At 42.7% G+C, this 15,872-nt stretch carries 13 protein-coding genes and 1 pseudogene; 10 read left to right on the top strand and 4 right to left on the bottom strand.

From position 1 onward, the window contains the following. The 7 genes and pseudogenes from B9T30_RS12520 to B9T30_RS12490 all read left to right on the top strand — a co-directional run bounded on the left by B9T30_RS12520 (position 1) and on the right by B9T30_RS12490 (position 6,511). On the top strand, positions 1-1,551 hold the full coding sequence (locus B9T30_RS12520; RefSeq protein WP_086185290.1) for a 2-oxo acid dehydrogenase subunit E2: 1,551 nt from the start codon (positions 1-3) through the stop codon (positions 1,549-1,551). Positions 1,552-1,561: 10 nt separating this feature from the next. Then, a complete protein-coding gene (gene lpdA / locus B9T30_RS12515; RefSeq protein ID WP_086185289.1) occupies positions 1,562-2,962 on the top strand; it encodes a dihydrolipoyl dehydrogenase in 1,401 nt (466 codons plus the stop codon). A 147-nt stretch (positions 2,963-3,109) separates the two neighbouring features. Then, positions 3,110-4,168: a 2,3-butanediol dehydrogenase gene (locus tag B9T30_RS12510; RefSeq protein WP_086185288.1), complete on the top strand. Its 1,059-nt coding sequence runs from the start codon at positions 3,110-3,112 to the stop codon at positions 4,166-4,168. A gap of 126 nt (positions 4,169-4,294) precedes the next feature. Beyond that, positions 4,295-4,531 carry an SDR family NAD(P)-dependent oxidoreductase gene (locus B9T30_RS12505; protein WP_086185287.1) on the top strand — a complete coding sequence of 79 codons (237 nt, stop codon included), beginning with the start codon at positions 4,295-4,297 and terminating at the stop codon, positions 4,529-4,531. Between the two features lie 236 nt (positions 4,532-4,767). Continuing rightward, positions 4,768-5,346: pseudogene (locus B9T30_RS12500) on the top strand (SDR family oxidoreductase); the annotation flags it as partial. 160 nt (positions 5,347-5,506) lie between these two features. Next, the gene (gene thiS / locus B9T30_RS12495) at positions 5,507-5,704 is read left to right on the top strand and encodes a sulfur carrier protein ThiS (protein WP_086185285.1); all 198 of its coding nucleotides are present in this window, start codon (positions 5,507-5,509) and stop codon (positions 5,702-5,704) included. A gap of 12 nt (positions 5,705-5,716) precedes the next feature. Then, the gene (locus B9T30_RS12490) at positions 5,717-6,511 is read left to right on the top strand and encodes a thiazole synthase (RefSeq protein WP_086185284.1); all 795 of its coding nucleotides are present in this window, start codon (positions 5,717-5,719) and stop codon (positions 6,509-6,511) included. 69 nt (positions 6,512-6,580) lie between these two features. Here B9T30_RS12490 and B9T30_RS12485 read toward each other — a convergent pair whose 3' ends face one another. The 4 genes from B9T30_RS12485 to B9T30_RS12470 form a co-directional block, all read right to left on the bottom strand. Further along, a complete protein-coding gene (locus B9T30_RS12485) occupies positions 6,581-9,088 on the bottom strand; it encodes a TonB-dependent siderophore receptor (protein WP_086185283.1) in 2,508 nt (835 codons plus the stop codon). A gap of 168 nt (positions 9,089-9,256) precedes the next feature. Then, on the bottom strand, positions 9,257-11,740 hold the full coding sequence (locus B9T30_RS12480) for a TonB-dependent siderophore receptor (RefSeq protein ID WP_086185282.1): 2,484 nt from the start codon (positions 11,738-11,740) through the stop codon (positions 9,257-9,259). Between the two features lie 65 nt (positions 11,741-11,805). After that, on the bottom strand, positions 11,806-12,765 hold the full coding sequence (locus B9T30_RS12475; protein WP_086185281.1) for a FecR family protein: 960 nt from the start codon (positions 12,763-12,765) through the stop codon (positions 11,806-11,808). Positions 12,766-12,786: 21 nt separating this feature from the next. Then, a complete protein-coding gene (locus B9T30_RS12470) occupies positions 12,787-13,302 on the bottom strand; it encodes a sigma-70 family RNA polymerase sigma factor (RefSeq protein WP_086185280.1) in 516 nt (171 codons plus the stop codon). Between the two features lie 224 nt (positions 13,303-13,526). On the opposite strand from B9T30_RS12470, the gene B9T30_RS12465 reads away from it, so the two are divergent. The 3 genes from B9T30_RS12465 to B9T30_RS12455 are packed head-to-tail and all read left to right on the top strand — an operon-like array spanning position 13,527 to position 15,870. Beyond that, positions 13,527-13,838, top strand: coding sequence for a hypothetical protein (locus B9T30_RS12465; RefSeq protein ID WP_143223208.1), 312 nt, complete (start codon positions 13,527-13,529; stop codon positions 13,836-13,838). Next, a complete protein-coding gene (locus B9T30_RS12460) occupies positions 13,835-15,520 on the top strand; it encodes a PepSY-associated TM helix domain-containing protein (RefSeq protein ID WP_086185279.1) in 1,686 nt (561 codons plus the stop codon). Before B9T30_RS12465 ends, B9T30_RS12460 begins: the two co-directional genes overlap by 4 nt. After that, positions 15,517-15,870, top strand: coding sequence for a DUF3325 domain-containing protein (locus B9T30_RS12455; RefSeq protein ID WP_086185278.1), 354 nt, complete (start codon positions 15,517-15,519; stop codon positions 15,868-15,870). Before B9T30_RS12460 ends, B9T30_RS12455 begins: the two co-directional genes overlap by 4 nt. Positions 15,871-15,872 lie beyond the last annotated feature (2 nt).

The following is a 15,872-nucleotide window of genomic DNA, read 5'->3' as shown; positions in this document are numbered from 1 at the left end:
ATGAGCGAAATTAAAACCTTAGAAATCCCCAAATGGGGGCTGTCCATGGAAGAGGGCACCATTGCCCAGTGGCTCATCCAAGAGGGTGAACATTTTACCAAAGGGCAGGAAATTTGTGAGATTGAAACCACAAAAATCGTCAATGTGCTGGAAGCGCCATTCGAAGGCACATTGCGTAAAATTCTCGCAAAAAATGGGGATACTTTAATTGTCGGTGGCTTTATTGCAGTCTGCGCTGAACCGCAGGTTGCAGATGCAGAGATTGATGCCTTTGTTCAGTCTTTGGGCGGTACACCTGTAGCTGCAAGCGAATCAAAAAGCGAAACAAAAACAGTTGAAGCCGTTGTGGAAAAAACTGCACCAGTTCAGGTTAAAACCGCAGCACAAGTTGTGCCTGTGCAAAATAACATTTCAAAAGCCTCAAAGCCTGCTGTTCAAGGCGGTTATGTGATTCCTACAGCGCTGCAAGGTTATCAGCGGTCTGAAGATATTTTCGCAACCCCGCATGCGCAAAAGCTGGCAGAGAAGCATCAAGTCAATTTGGCAAAAATTACTGGATCTGGACGTTTAGGCCGCATCAGTGTCAGTGATATTCAAACCGCTGTGATTACAGCGGGTGGTCAGTGGCCAGATATTCGTCATCAAGCCAGCGGTAAAGCGGTCAAATCGACTGCCGATGACAGCCAAATTGCCGCCACGCCAGTCGCACGTCGCCTAGCCAAACAATGGGGCATTAATTTACATGATTGCCGTGCCTCTGGTTCGCGCGGCCGTATTTGCAAGGAAGATGTTGAAGCTGTTTATGCACGTGACAATCCAAGTGTAAGCCATACGGAATGTGCGTCTGCACCCGCTCCATCTGCCGCAGTGACTACAATTGCCATGAATGGCATGCGCAGAGCAATAGCTTCACGCTTGCAGTCTGCGAAACGCAATGCACCACATTTCCGCTTGATTGCTGATTTAAATGTCAATGCTATTCAGGCGCTGCGCAGCCAAATTAATGCCACGGTTCCGCAGGTTAAGCTGTCGATAAATGACATGCTGATTAAAGCTGCCGCTGCTGCCTTGATGAAAGTGCCGCAAGTCAATGTGCAGTTTGATGAAGAAAATCAGCAGATTTTACAATTTAAGCATGCGGATATTTCTATCGCGGTTGCCATTGAAAATGGCTTGATCACGCCAATTGTGAAAGCAGCGAATAAAAAGTCTTTAGCAGAAATTTCTGCTGAGGTTCGGGATTTAGCCACACGCGCCAAAATAGGAAAGCTTGCACCAGATGAATTTCAAGGCGGCAGTTTCAGCATTTCAAATTTGGGCATGCTGGGCGTGAAGCAGTTTGATGCGATTATCAATCCACCACAGGGTGCTATTTTGGCCTTGGGCGCATCGGAGCAGCGTGCAGTAATTGAAAATGACCAGATCGTGATCCGCCAGATGGTAACAGCAACTTTGTCTTGCGATCACCGTGTGATTGACGGGGCACTGGGTGCGAAATTTTTAGCAGCTTTTAAGCAGTTTGTTGAAAATCCTGCCTTAATTTTGGTGTAGGAGATTGAACATGTCAGACATTCAATTTGATTTGATCGTCATTGGTGCTGGGCCGGGTGGCTATGTAGCCGCCATCCGCGCAGCCCAGCTTGGACTGAAAACTGCGGTGGTTGAGGCCAATCATTTGGGCGGCATTTGCTTGAACTGGGGCTGTATTCCAACCAAAGCATTACTGCATGGTGCAGAACTTGCTCAGCAGCTTAAGCATAGCCAGCAGTTTGGTTTTAGTGTAGGTACTGTTGATTTTGATATAACTCAATTGGTGAAGCATAGCCGACAAGTATCAAGCCAATTGGTGCAAGGCATTGGGCAGCTGCTGAAAAAAAATCAAATCACGGTTTTTAATGCCAAGGCTAAGTTTACTGCGAAAGAACGCTTAGAATTGACCGATGCTGAGGGGAACAAGCAGCAGCTTTCTGCACCGCATATTATTGTCGCAACTGGAGCACATGCAGCGTTACTGCCTCAAGTGCCTGTCGATGGAAAATATGTCTGGAGCTATAAAGAAGCGCTGATACCTGAACAGTTGCCGAAATCATTGCTGGTGATTGGTTCGGGGGCAATCGGCAGTGAATTTGCCAGTTTGTATCATGACTTGGGCTGTGAAGTCACTTTGCTAGACATTGCCAAGCAGATTCTGCCGACAGAAGATGCGGAAGTGGCGCAGTATGTGCAAAAGCAGTTTGAGCAGCGCGGTATGAAAATTCTGACCGAAGCTACAGTGCAAAGTTTGCACATTCAGAATGAGCAAGTCACTTGCCAAATTGAAACAGCAGCAGGAGTGCAACACTTAACTTTCGACAAAGTGCTGTCTGCCATTGGCGTGCGACCAAATTCTGCCGAGCTGGGTTTAGACAGTTTGGGTATTGAATTGGACAAAGGCTTTATTAAAACCGATCAATGGTGCAAAACCAATGTGGTGGGCGTGTATGCGATTGGCGATGTTGCGGGTGCGCCATGCTTAGCGCATAAAGCCAGTCATGAAGCTATTCTGTGTGTGGAAAAAATTGCTGGTATAGGTAATGTTCATCCGCTGGATCGCACCCAAATTCCGGGCTGTATTTTTACCCATCCGCAAGTGGCCAGTATTGGCTTAACTGAACAGCAAGCCAAAGCAGCGGGTTATTCAGTCAATATTGGCAAATTTCCATTTCAGGCCAACGGCAAAGCATTGGCTTTAGGCGCCAGCGCTGGATTTGTCAAAACCATTATCAACCGTGAAACGGGCGAATTGATGGGCGCACATATGGTTGGGCATGAAGTCACCGAGCATATTCAAGGTTTTGCAATTGCCAAGTACCTTGAAGCCACCGATGACAGTTTAGCTCAGGTGATTTTTCCGCATCCGACACTATCTGAAGCGATGCATGAATCTATTTTATCTGCCATGCAGCGCGCGATTCATATTTAAAACTATAGGTTTTTTAGGGCCTAATCGGAACGCATAGCGTTTTAACTAGGCCCTGAATAAGCCCATCCAAAGTACTTAAATCACATTTAAATAACATTCATTAGTGCTGCCGATTTTAGGCAGCCAAGCAATAATTTGGGAACAGTTATGAAAGCAGCGCGTTTTTATGATCGAGGCGATATTCGCATTGAAGATATTCCAGAACCGCAAGTGACCTCAGGCACTGTCGGCATTCAAGTGGCGTGGTGCGGTATTTGCGGAACGGACTTGCATGAATTTATGGAAGGCCCCATTTTTATTCCACCGTGCGGGCATCCGCATCCTATTTCGGGTGAGTCTGCGCCAATTACCATGGGGCATGAATTCTCTGGTGTGGTCTATGCGGTCGGTGACGGCGTAGATGATATTCAGGTTGGACAGCATGTGGTGGTTGAGCCGTATATCATTGCCGATGATGTGCCGACAGGGCCAGAAGATAACTATCATCTATCGAAAAATATGAACTTTATTGGCTTAGGCGGGCGCGGCGGTGGCTTGGCTGAAAAAATTGCAGTGCAGCGCCGCTGGGTACACCCCATTTCCAATTATATTCCGTTGGATCAGGCAGCTTTAATTGAGCCTTTGTCGGTTGGGCATCATGCCTATGTCCGCAGTGGTGCAAAAACTGGAGACATTGCTTTGGTTGGTGGTGCAGGGCCAATTGGTTTATTGCTTTCCGCTATTTTAAAAGCCAAAGGTTTAACGGTGATCATTACCGAACTGAGCGCCAAGCGGAAGGAAAAAGCCAAAGAAGCTGGTGTTGCCGATTATGTGCTTGATCCGTCGGAAGTCGATGTGGTTGCAGAAGTCATGAAAATTACCGCTGACCGCGGTGTGGATGTGGCCTTTGAATGCAGCAGTGTCAATAAAGTCATGGATACTTTAGTGACTGCAATTAAGCCGACAGGCGTGTTGGTCATTGTTTCGATTTGGAGCCATCCTGCTACAGTCAATGTGCATAGCGTGGTGATGAAAGAGCTAGATATCCGCGGCACAATTGCCTATGTCAATGACCATCAGGAAACTATTAAATTGGTTGAACAAGGCAAAATTAATTTAGCGCCATTTATTACCCAGCGTATTGCGCTGGATGATTTGGTTTCGGAGGGTTTTGAAACGCTTATTCACAACAATGAATCGGCAGTTAAAATTATTGTTCATCCGTAGCAGATTTAAAAAACAAGATTAAAGCGCGTCAAACAAGCTATGACTTAAAAAGTACAGGAAAATGAATAAGCAGTGGGGATAGTGAGGGTTTGACGCAAATAAACTGCAATATAAAAGGAACGTATTATGCCAAGAGGTTTAAATAATAAAGTCGCTCTAATTACAGGTGCAGCACAAGGGATTGGTCGTGGTATTGCCTTACGCTTAGCGCAAGAAGGCGTACATTTGGCTTTGGTGGATTTATCAGTAGATAAATTAAAAAAAGTGCAGACTGAGGTTGAAGCATTGGGGGTAAAAGCGACAATTTTTAATGCCGATACAGGGTCTGTTGATATTTCAGCCATGCATTGCGTTATTCGCTAAAACAACACAAACAAGGCATGAAATGCAGACAATGGTGACCCCCTTGTTAAATTTCATAACGAAGTTTGGGGAAGTTTTAGCTATAACCCTATGGGGCAGGGACATTTTTTGTCGCTACTGCGTTATGTTTTACTCATTTAGAATGACTAAATTTCGCTAAACATGCCTTGTATCGCCTAAAAATGTCCTCTGTCGCAAGCATCTGTGAAATATCAACAGGCCCTAGTCAACTGGAGCAGATTACCCACGCCATTGACTACGCAGAGCAGCATCTGGGTGGCTTCGATATTATGATTAATAATGCGGGTATTGCTCAAGTGCAGGCAATCAGTGATGTGAGTCCAGAAGAGTTCCGCAAAATTACGGATATTAATGTTGGTGGCGTGCTGTGGGGTATTCAGGCTGCTGCCAAGAAGTTTATTGAACGTCAGCAAAAAGGGAAAATTATTAATACCGCATCTATTGCAGGGCATGATGGCTTCGCTTTGTTGGGTGTGTATTCCGCGACTAAATTTGCCGTACGTGCATTAACGCAAGCAGCAGCAAAAGAATATGCCAGTCATGGCATTACTGTAAATGCCTATTGTCCGGGTATTGTGGGTACAGACATGTGGGTGGAAATTGATAAGCGGTTTTCTGAAATAACAGGTGCACCGATGGGTGAAACCTATAAAAAATACGTTGAAGGAATTGCTTTAGGTCGAGTGCAAACACCCGAAGATGTGGCGGCACTGGTTGCATTTTTAGCCAGTGAGGATTCTGACTATATTACAGGGCAATCCATTTTAACCGATGGCGGGATTGTATATCGCTAAGCGTGGGTGACAAACAACAACCCGTTGTATTTGCATCATGATGCAGCTGGTTGAATGACAACTAAGCATTAAAATCTAGTTTTTCAGAATGCTAACCATGATTTTTGTTGTCTCACAGTAGGCAAAGAAAAGTGGGCGATAAAAATAATAGGACAGAAGCATGCGGATTTTTCTAAATGGCGTAGCAAAACAGATTACTCACAGTAATCTTTTACAACTGATTCAGGATTTGCAACTTGAGGGTAAGCGTTTTGCTGTTGAGCATAATCACAGGATTATTTCAAAATCTCAACTTCAACATATTCTCTTGCAAGATCACGATTGTATTGAAATTATTCATGCCGTAGGTGGCGGTTAATTCGGAGCGTACATGGAAGACGACACACTTATTATTGGTTCAAGAACATTTAAGTCACGTTTATTGGTAGGAACTGGGAAATATCAGGACTTAAAGGAAACAGATTTAGCCATTCAAGCCAGTGGTGCAGAAATTGTTACGGTGGCGATTCGCCGTGTCAATATTGGCCAACATGCTGACCAACCCAATTTATTGACAGTTCTTGCGCCAGATAAATATACCATTTTACCGAACACCGCAGGGTGTTTTGACGCGCAGAGTGCTGTGCGTACCTGTATGTTGGCGCGTGAACTGTTGGATGGACATAACCTCGTCAAGCTTGAGGTTCTAGGTGATGAAAAAACACTTTATCCAAATGTTATCGAAACGCTAAAAGCTGCACGGACATTGATTGATGATGGTTTTGAAATTATGGTGTATACCTCGGATGACCCAATTGTTGCTCAAGAATTAGAAAGCATGGGCTGTGTTGCAATTATGCCTTTGGGGAGTTTAATTGGCTCTGGATTGGGGATACTCAATCCGCATACACTTTCAATTATTAAAGAAAATGCCAAAGTTCCTGTATTGGTCGATGCGGGTGTGGGAACAGCAAGTGATGCTGCTATTGCTATGGAACTAGGCTGTGATGGTGTACTCATGAACACCTCAATTGCGGCAGCACAAAATCCGATACTGATGGCATCGGCAATGAAAAAAGCCGTTGAAGCTGGGCGTGAGGCTTTTCTTGCTGGGCGTATGCCACGTAAACGTATGGCGAGTGCCAGTTCACCTGAAACTGGCTACTTTTTCTATAATAAAAGTTGAATTATTGGGGGCAGCATTGTCTCAATTTTATCAAGTCAGTCATATCTCTATATGACTGACTTGATTGTTTTAATATTTAGCTTTTAGTGTTAACAGGAAACTTCTTGGTTCACCATAGAAACTGCCATAGCCTGGCTCGCCAATGGTACTGTAATAACGTTTATCAAAAATATTATTCAGATTGAGCGCTAAATTGAGGTTGGGATTAATTGCATAAGCCGCTCGTAATGACCAAAGTGCATATTTAGGTTGCACGACTTGCATTTCAGTCCATGCCCCATCATATTTTCCTGTTAATGGGTTATATGCTTGAACCCAACCATCTTTATAGTTTTCACTTTGGGCTGTTACGCCACCACCAACTTCAAGCCCTTCCACGAGTTGATCTAATTTGTAATTGGTCCAAACTTTAACGAGATGTTTAGGTGTGTAACTATTCAAAGGCTTACTGGTATTGTTTTTATTTTCATTGTCATTATAAGTATAGCCTACAGAAATGTCCCACTCAGGGGTGATGTTGCCATTTACTTCAACGTCAAAACCTTTGCTTTCATATGAACCACTATCGATATAACAGCAAGGGCTGCTCCATGTACCACTTATTCTAGTACCTTCTCCTTCTTTCTTGACCTGATATAAAGCCAAACTTGTATTTAATTGATCATTAAACAAGGTCGATTTGATCCCAATTTCATAGTTGGTGCCTGTAATCGGATCTAAAGGTTGATTGTTAACATCCAATAAGTTGGCTTGGCTTTTATAAATTTCCGCTGAACTTGCATACAGTGTTGTTCTATCAGTCACATCATAAACAATGCCAAAATAAGGAATAAATAGTTTGTCTTGTAATGTCTTGGTATCGGGGTTGGTGCCAGTGAGGGCTTTAAAATTATGAACATTATTATCATCTTTTAAAATATAGCGTCCACCAGCAATCAGCGCAAGATTTTCAACTGGACGGAAACGTAAGGAACCATATAAACCCGTTTTTTTATTGGTTGTTTTATTTATTCTTTCCCAGTCGGTTGGCGGATAAGACCATTCTGGCGGAGCAACATGTTCAAAAGCATTACCATTTCCATAGTAAATCCAGTTCTCTTTAAAATCTTTGGTGCTGTTACTGTGGTCAATACCTAAAATGACATCATGCTTTTGATTAAATAAATTGAAACTCCCTTGTAGGTTCAAATCGACAGTGGTTTCTTTAAAATCAGTTTTACTTTGATTACGCCACCATTGGCTTTCAAGGGTTCCATAATCAACAGCGCCTTCCATTTCAGCAGTATTAATTCCATCATCACCGATATTGTGACGGACATTAAATTGTGTTTTCCAGTCATCATTAAATACGTGTTGTACGTTTGCAAACAGAGAAATATTTTCACGTTCCATCCATCCCCAAGGTGCGCCCATGGTGGTACTACGTGGTAAATTCAAATCTGCACCATCTTGCCAACGCGGTAAACTGGCATTAAAGGCATCGGTTTTATCTTTTTGGTAACTTGCACCTGTAAATAAAGTGGTTTGTGGACTCAGCTCAAAGTTGAGTGCCCCGTATAACATTTCACGGCGATTATGGGTCGGTTTGTAAAAAAAGTCTTGGTCTTGTAAAACTGCAACAGCACGGCCTTGAATGGTTTGCTCAGTATTTAACGCGCCTGTGCCATCAATTTCAGCACGATAATTATTCCAGCTGCCTATGCTGAGAGTAGAATTGATTTCAGTTTCAGCCTTGGGGCGTTTTGAGGTGAGATTAATGACTCCGCCAGCTTCACCTGCACCAAATAATCCGTCAGCACCACGAAGTAAAGCCACTGATTCATATTGCGCCATGTCTGCGTTATTATTTCGATCTTGAACGCTTGATGTACCACCGCCATCGTAACGGATATTTTCTATTTTTAGACCCCGAGAACTATAGTTGTTGTTTAACCAAAGTTGTTCTCGTGTCACGCCTGTGGTTTGCAGCATGACATCATCTAACGTTTTTAAACCTTGTTGATCCATACGCTCACGCGAAATGACCGTTACAGATTGAGGTATTTCTTTTAAATTTTGTGCGGATTTACCGACATTCACCTGTTTTTTGTCAGAAGCTGCAACCATGGAAATGGTGGGTAATTGTGATACACCCAATTCATTTTTGCTGCTAGATACTCGGTTTTGACTGTCTAAATGTGCAGCTTGGCTATGAATCGGTGCTAATTGAACGACTGGAGCATCTTGAGGTGCAGTAGCTACTTTAGCTTGAATACTATATCCACCACTGGCTATTTTTACTGGCTCTAATTGATGTGGTGCTAACAATAATGCCAAAGCTTGCTCAGTTGAATAGTGACCGTTTAAGCCTGAACTTTGCAATTTAGAAAGAGTAGCGGAATCATAGCTAATGGTAATACCTGACTGGATAGCCAACGCTGTTAAAGCTTGATCAAGTGATTTTTTTGCAATGGAAATATTATGCTCAGTCGCTGCATATATAGATGTCGTTGTCATGCTACATACAGCGAGTGGCATGCCTAAAAAGATTGCACGGATAGCAAGAGCCAAGGCATTATTTGCTCGATATTCCTTCATGAGATTTCTCGTCTGAGAGTATGTTTATCTATAAGTCGGACAAGAACAAATAAAAGCTCATTTTTATGTAGTTTTTTTTAATTTATAATTTAATTGAACTAAAACTCTAGGTTTTATAAAAATAGGCATCTAAAGATGCCTATTAAAAAGCGCCAATAGCGTTAACTGTTACCAGTCATATTTCAGCCCAACTCTAAAGTTTATTGGCGCGCCATAATAGCTATTTCCTGTCGTTAAATAATACTTTTTATCAAAAAGATTATTTAGATTTAAGTTTGTCGTCAAATTATTCGTGATTTTATAACGCGCCATTAAATCCACAACACTATATTCACTTTGTGTGAACTTTCGATCCGCAGAATGGATTTCATTTTGCCAACGTATGCCACCGCCTACAGTCAACGCTTCGTCAAAATAGGGTAGTGTGTATGTTGTAAATAGCTTGGCCGTGTTATTTGGGATATTGGTATTGAGTGCATCACCTTTACTATCTTTAGATATATTTCGCGTAAAACTGCTCGAAATTTGCCATACATCTGTAATTTTACCAGTGGCTTCCACTTCAAAACCTCTGCTTTCTGTCCCTGATTCAGCACGATAAGCCTGTGATCCATCAGGAGCGAAAACATTTGTGATTGCAATGGCTTTATTATCTTCTTGAGTCTGATAAATGGCAGCACCAATGTTTAACTGGTTATCAAAAAATTCACCTTTAAGCCCCAGCTCAGTACTATTACCAACTAGGGGGTCAATATAACTTCCTGTAATGGTTTTTCTATCTTGCGGAGAAAAAATATTGGTGTAACTGGCATAGGCTGTCCAATAGTCTGTGAAATTATATGTGACTCCAATATAAGGAATGACTTCACCATTTTCTTCACGTGTTGTATAGGTTGTTTTATTGGTAGACGTAATATAACTTCCAGTTACTCGCTCCCAATCTTCAACACGAGTCCCTAAAATAATGGCTAAATCATCTATTGGTTTTAAACGTACTGCGCCAAAGATGGATTGGCTGCGGTCATCACCACTATACCAGCCATCAATTTGAGTCGCAGGGCGGTTTGGTGTAGCACCATTCCAAGTGAAAATATTGTCTAAATCTCCAACCCAAGTCATGCCATTATTCCAGCCAGAATAAGTTGGACGTTTATTTTCACTTTTGGTATAGGTGGTTCCTAAAACAACGTCATGGGTTTGATTAAACAAATCAAATGAACCATTGAGCGTTAAATTAAATAAATCTTGGGTAGGGCGATAATCCCAACGAGTTGCATAAAGCATGGCACCACTGCCTGTGGCTTTATTTATGCCATTTCGTGAATAGGTATACCCTACAACTTCATCTGAATCGGTGATCGTTCGGGAAATAACCCCTTTGAGTTTCCATCGGTCATTGAGTTGATGGTCAATATCAGCAAAATAAGCAGTTGTTGAGCGATCTGAGGAGGTCCAACTTGCTGCGGCTGAGTCTGAACGAGACCAGTTAATCAAGGATCCATCGCTATAAAAACTGGGTAAACCGCCACGTGCGATACCTGAAATATCAATTTGTTGATAACTGACACCAAAACTCGCTTTGGTTTGATCGGTTAAATCTGCTTCTACCACGCCATAAGCCACTTTGCGTTCTTCACTAAAGCGGTCAATATAAGAATCACCATCTTGATAGGCCAGTACCGCGCGACCTCGAATGCTGCCAGATGCATTTAGTGGAGATGACACATCAATGTCTGTTCGATAGGTATCCCAAGAACCGACATCTGCACTTATAGAGGCTTTGAAGTCTTGTAATGGTTTTTTTCTGACCATATTAATACTTGCACTGGCTGTACCAGCTCCAGTCATTAATCCATTTGCACCACGAACCACTTCAACGCGGTCAAACAGTGCCATATCCTGACTTTGGAAAATGCTTGAATATGAATTAAGTAGCTTCACACCATCGAGTAAATAGCTATCTACTTGTTGACCACGTGCATAAATCGGCGAGTTATCACTACCGATGTTCCCACCCTGATTGATCGTCAAACCCGCAGCTTGATTAACGACATCTGTCAATTGTGTTAGATTTTGATCTTTCATTTGCTGATTAGTAATGACACTAACCAATTGCGGTGTTTCTTTTAAACTAAGTGCCAAGCCTGTGGAAGCCGTGGTTGCTTTTGCCGTATATGAACCAGAACCCTCAGTAGTTAAAGTCTTTTCTTGATTGGCTGTTAAAGAGATGGTTGCCAATTGTGCCGAATCTGTTCCTGTCGCGGGTCGTTCATTTGCTTGATGCTGAGTGGTGACTTGAGGCTTTTCTGTATTGGTTTTAGCTTGAATGCTATAGCCACCACTCGCAATTTTCACGGAATTTAACTGATGCGGTTGCAGTAATAAAGCTAAGGCTTGATCTACAGAATAATTTCCCTTAAGTGCTATGCTCTTTATTTTCGACAGAGAGGCGGTGTCATAACTAATGGTTGTTCCTGTTTGAATAGCGAGCTGTTTAAGAGCTTGGTCAAGGGATGTAGAAGCAATAGAAATAGAATGCACATTGGCAGCATAGATAGCGCTGGTGGTAAAGCTGGTTACAACCAAGGGCATACCCCATAATACTGCCCGTATCGCTATTGCCAAGGTACTTTTTGCCTGATAATCCGTCATGCGCTTTCTCGATTAAGAGTGTATTTCTCTATAAGTCGGATGTCGCAGAAAAAAAGGTCAAATCTTTATTTATTTTTAATCTTCAAAAGATAAGGACTATAAAAATTCAGCTCAAGTTGATGTGTATAAGCCAATGTTTCTAAGCTTTGCTGTGTATTTTTGAGTGAGAAAACACCAGATACAGGTAGTGCTTTAAGACTCTCATCCAGAAAATAAGTTCCTTTCCTATAACGGTAGAGTTCAGATAAAACTTTTTCTAAAGGCCATTTTTCAACCACTAAAAGTCGTTGCGTCCAATAAGGACGATCATTTTGAAGTACGATTGATTTCGAAATATTATTGTCATCAAAAACAACGCGATGACCTTGCTGAATAATACGGGTTTCTGTCAGCTGATCGGCGTGTATGGCGACAGCATGTTGATAAACACTTACTTTTGTTTTGTGACTATTTTCCTGACGGACAGTAAACTGTGTACCTAAAGCTTCAACTTGACCATCCTGTGTCTCCACAATAAAAGGACGATGCCTTTTTTGATCCTTAGCGGTTTGAATATAAACTTCACCTTCTATTAACTTAACCTGACGTTTTTGTGCTGAAAATTGAATATTGACATAACTGTTACTGGATAAAATCAGTTGTGAACCATCTTCTAATAGCACTGATTTAATTTCACCCACTTCAGTGTGATAGTCCGCTTGCCATTTTGCCCATGGAAAACAAGATGCCATGAATCCAAGGAAAAATAGTCCTGAAAGGCTAAATACAATATTTCTTTTGAGTGACGAATGAAATTTTTGTTCGGAATTCACCAACAGTTCAGGTTGGAAGTTTGCTGGAAGGTTAGATAGGCCGTGCGTCAGTCTTTCGATTTGCTGAATGGCTAAGGCATTTTGTTTGTTTTCTACTTTCCACTGCTCGAATTGTTGACGTTGCAATTCAGTGACTTCTCCTGAATGTAACAAGACTAGCCAATCTGTAGCTTCATCTATAACATGTTCAGGAATGGGCTGAGAAGCAGACATAAAGACCCGTGGTAAATTGAATTAATGTTCAGAATTATAAAGATTTATACAGGCGAGAAAAGCCAGTTTCATATCACGTTTTACCGTTGCTTCAGAAATATTTAACTTTTCAGCAATGGCGTAATAGGTCAGACCATCCAATTGTGACAATAAAAAAACTTGAGCTGTACGTTGTGGAAGTTTTTCTAGCATTAAATGAACTTGGTATAACGTTTCCCGAATACACACTTCATGCTCAGCAGAGGGATAAAATTCTTCGGGTAAATGAGCCAGTGCTTCTAAATATAAACGTTCAATATGTTGACGACGCCAATGGTCAATAATCACATGTTTTGCTATACCCATTAACCAAGCTTGCGGTTCTTTAATACTGGTAAAACAATAATTACTTTTTAAAGCGCGATAAAAAACTTCCTGACTTAAATCTTCTGATTGATGGTGATGCTGAAGTTTATGCTTAAACCAAGACAATAAGGTTGTTTGATGCGTTTGATAAACATGGCTCAGCCAGAGCTGTTTTTGTACATTCAGATTCATAGTTTTGCCTATTGGCTTGGCGACAACAATCCTAAAATTTGTACTGAAAATTAGGAGGTAATGATTTACCTGATAATCTTAATAATAATCATTCTTAAACGCAACAACTAAAAGTTACAAATCGCAACATTTGTGATGAGCTTTTTTTTTATTTCACTCGTCTTAGTAGTAAATGCCAGTAATGGCTGTACAGCAGTTTCTGCATGTTAGTAGTGAATAGATAAATGAAGCCCATGATTTTTAGACTGAATGATCAGCAGCATTACCGCTTTATGGTACTGCTGCGTATTTTGCTTGCCTCTTTGGGCGGTTTTTGTATTGCCAATTTAACCGTGCCAGTCATTGGACTAATGTTTCCAGAGCAATTGGCGCTTGCTGTATATGCTGGATTGCAACTGAGTTTTGTGGTGTGGCTGGTTTTTATCTTGGCCATATTCAGTATTAAAAATGCGTTTCATGCGTTCTGCCTGACTTTAGGCTGCATTGCGGGTTTAGGTTTATTGGCAGTATTACTCAAGCCGTGGGGAACGCTATGAAGGAAGGCTTCCGCCAGTGCATGGCTTGGCTACATACATGGACTGGCTTAGTGGTCGGCTGGGTGCTGTTTTTTGTATTTTTAACTGGAACAGCAGGCTATGTGCAGATTGAACTGACGCGCTGGATGCAGCCAGAAAGGGCTATGCAGGTTGCAGCCGTTCCAGCTGAAGCAGATCAATTGGACAAAGCTTATGCTTATCTGAAACAGCAGCCAGAAGCACAGCAGGCTGAGCGTTGGGGCATCAATTTACTGTCAAATGCGCGGGGCTGGGATGAATTCTCTGTGAACTGGTCGTTGCCTGCGCAGAAAGGTCAGCGCTACAGTGAATACCATACTCAAGTTTTGGATATAAACACTGGACAGCCGCCAGTACAGCAGCTCAAGCCGCGGCAAACCGCTGGCGGAGATGCGCTATACCGCATGCATTATGCTTTGCATTATCTGCCTTATGACTGGGCCATCCGCATCGTCGGGATCTGTACCATGTTCATGTTCGTGGCGATTATTTCGGGTGTCATCACCCACAAAAAGATTTTCAAGGACTTTTTCACTTTCCGTCCCGCAAAAGGTCAGCGTTCATGGCTGGATGCGCATAATGTCATCAGCGTGATTGCTTTGCCGTTTTATTTGATGATCACTTATAGTGGGCTGATTTTCTTTGCCAATGCCTATATGCCATTTGGTGTGCCGATGGTCTATGGTTTTGGCGAGAAAAATTCAGAGCGCTACTATGCAGAACTGTATCCTAACTCACGCTTTGGTGCAGAGACTTCTATCGCTTCGCAGTCGATGGGACAGAACGCGCAGCTTTTTGTGCCAATCCAACCTGTATTGCAGCAGGCGCAGCGGGAATGGGGAGCGCATAGCATTGGCAGCGTGAATTTCTATCCAGCCAAAGGTGAAGTACCTGCCAAAGCAGAGTTCTATCAAATCAGCCATGACAGCATTGCTAGACAACGCACCTCGCTAAATTTTGATTTATCCAATGGGAAAAAAATTGCTGACAATCCATCCAATCAGGACAAAGCACCAATGCAATTTGCCACGACTGTATTGGGATTACATGAAGGCTCTTTTGCCTCACCGCTAATTCGGATTTTGTATGTCATCACAGGACTGTTGGGTACAGCGATGGTTGCGACAGGTTTAGTGTTGTGGACAGTAAAGCGTAGGCCAAAACAGCTAAAGGCCGAACGTATGAGCTTTGGTCATGCACTGGTGGAGCGATTGAATATTGCCATGATTGCGGGGCTACCTTTAGCGATTGCCGTATATTTTTGGGCCAATCGTTTAATTCCAGCACATCTGGCTGATCGGGCCGCTTGGGAAATCCACAGTTTATATATCACTTTGGCGCTAAGTTTTCTTTATGCGCTGTGCAGGCCAATTGTACGCGCTTGGCTGGAAATTCTGAGCACTGCTTCCCTTGCTTATTTGTTACTGCCGCTGCTGAATGCGCTGACGACAGAACGGCATTTGGGGGCTTCGCTGGCACATCAGGACTATGTGCTGGCCAGTATTGACCTTGGCTTTGTGTTTTTAGGCAGTGTTCTGGCTTGGGCTGCCTCTAAAGTTTGGCTAAAGCGTGAAGCAATTTTAAAAAAGTCCGTAGCCAAGGCCAAGCGCCTGCCAAAACAAACTCAAGCTGCTGCGGTTCAGGTCAGTGAGGAGCTGCCATGAGCCTTGATGCAGTCAATATTTTAACTGCCTGCGCGCTTTGCTATTTGGGCATGTTCGCATTGAACCTTTCTATGGAACGCAATGCCAAATTAGTCCTGAACCGTGTGCTTCCTTTCAGACTGGCCAAGCTCAGCTATGGTTTAGGCTGGTGCAGTTTATTACTTGCATTATGTGCTGGCATTTTCGCATGGGGCTGGGCGGTCGGCATTACGGCATGCTTTGGCATTGCCACTGCGGCCGCAGGCTGCATCGTTTTTATTCAGTCTTATCGACCTTGGCTGAATTTACATTTTTCTGTAGTCCTGCTGTGTTTGGCGCTTGGGCTGCAATTTTTTCGAATATATGGGTAAGC

This window comes from Acinetobacter sp. ANC 4973 (genome assembly GCF_002135275.1).
GTDB classification, from domain to species: Bacteria; Pseudomonadota; Gammaproteobacteria; order Pseudomonadales; family Moraxellaceae; genus Acinetobacter; species Acinetobacter kyonggiensis.
This window is presented reverse-complemented; position numbering and strand designations above follow the sequence as displayed.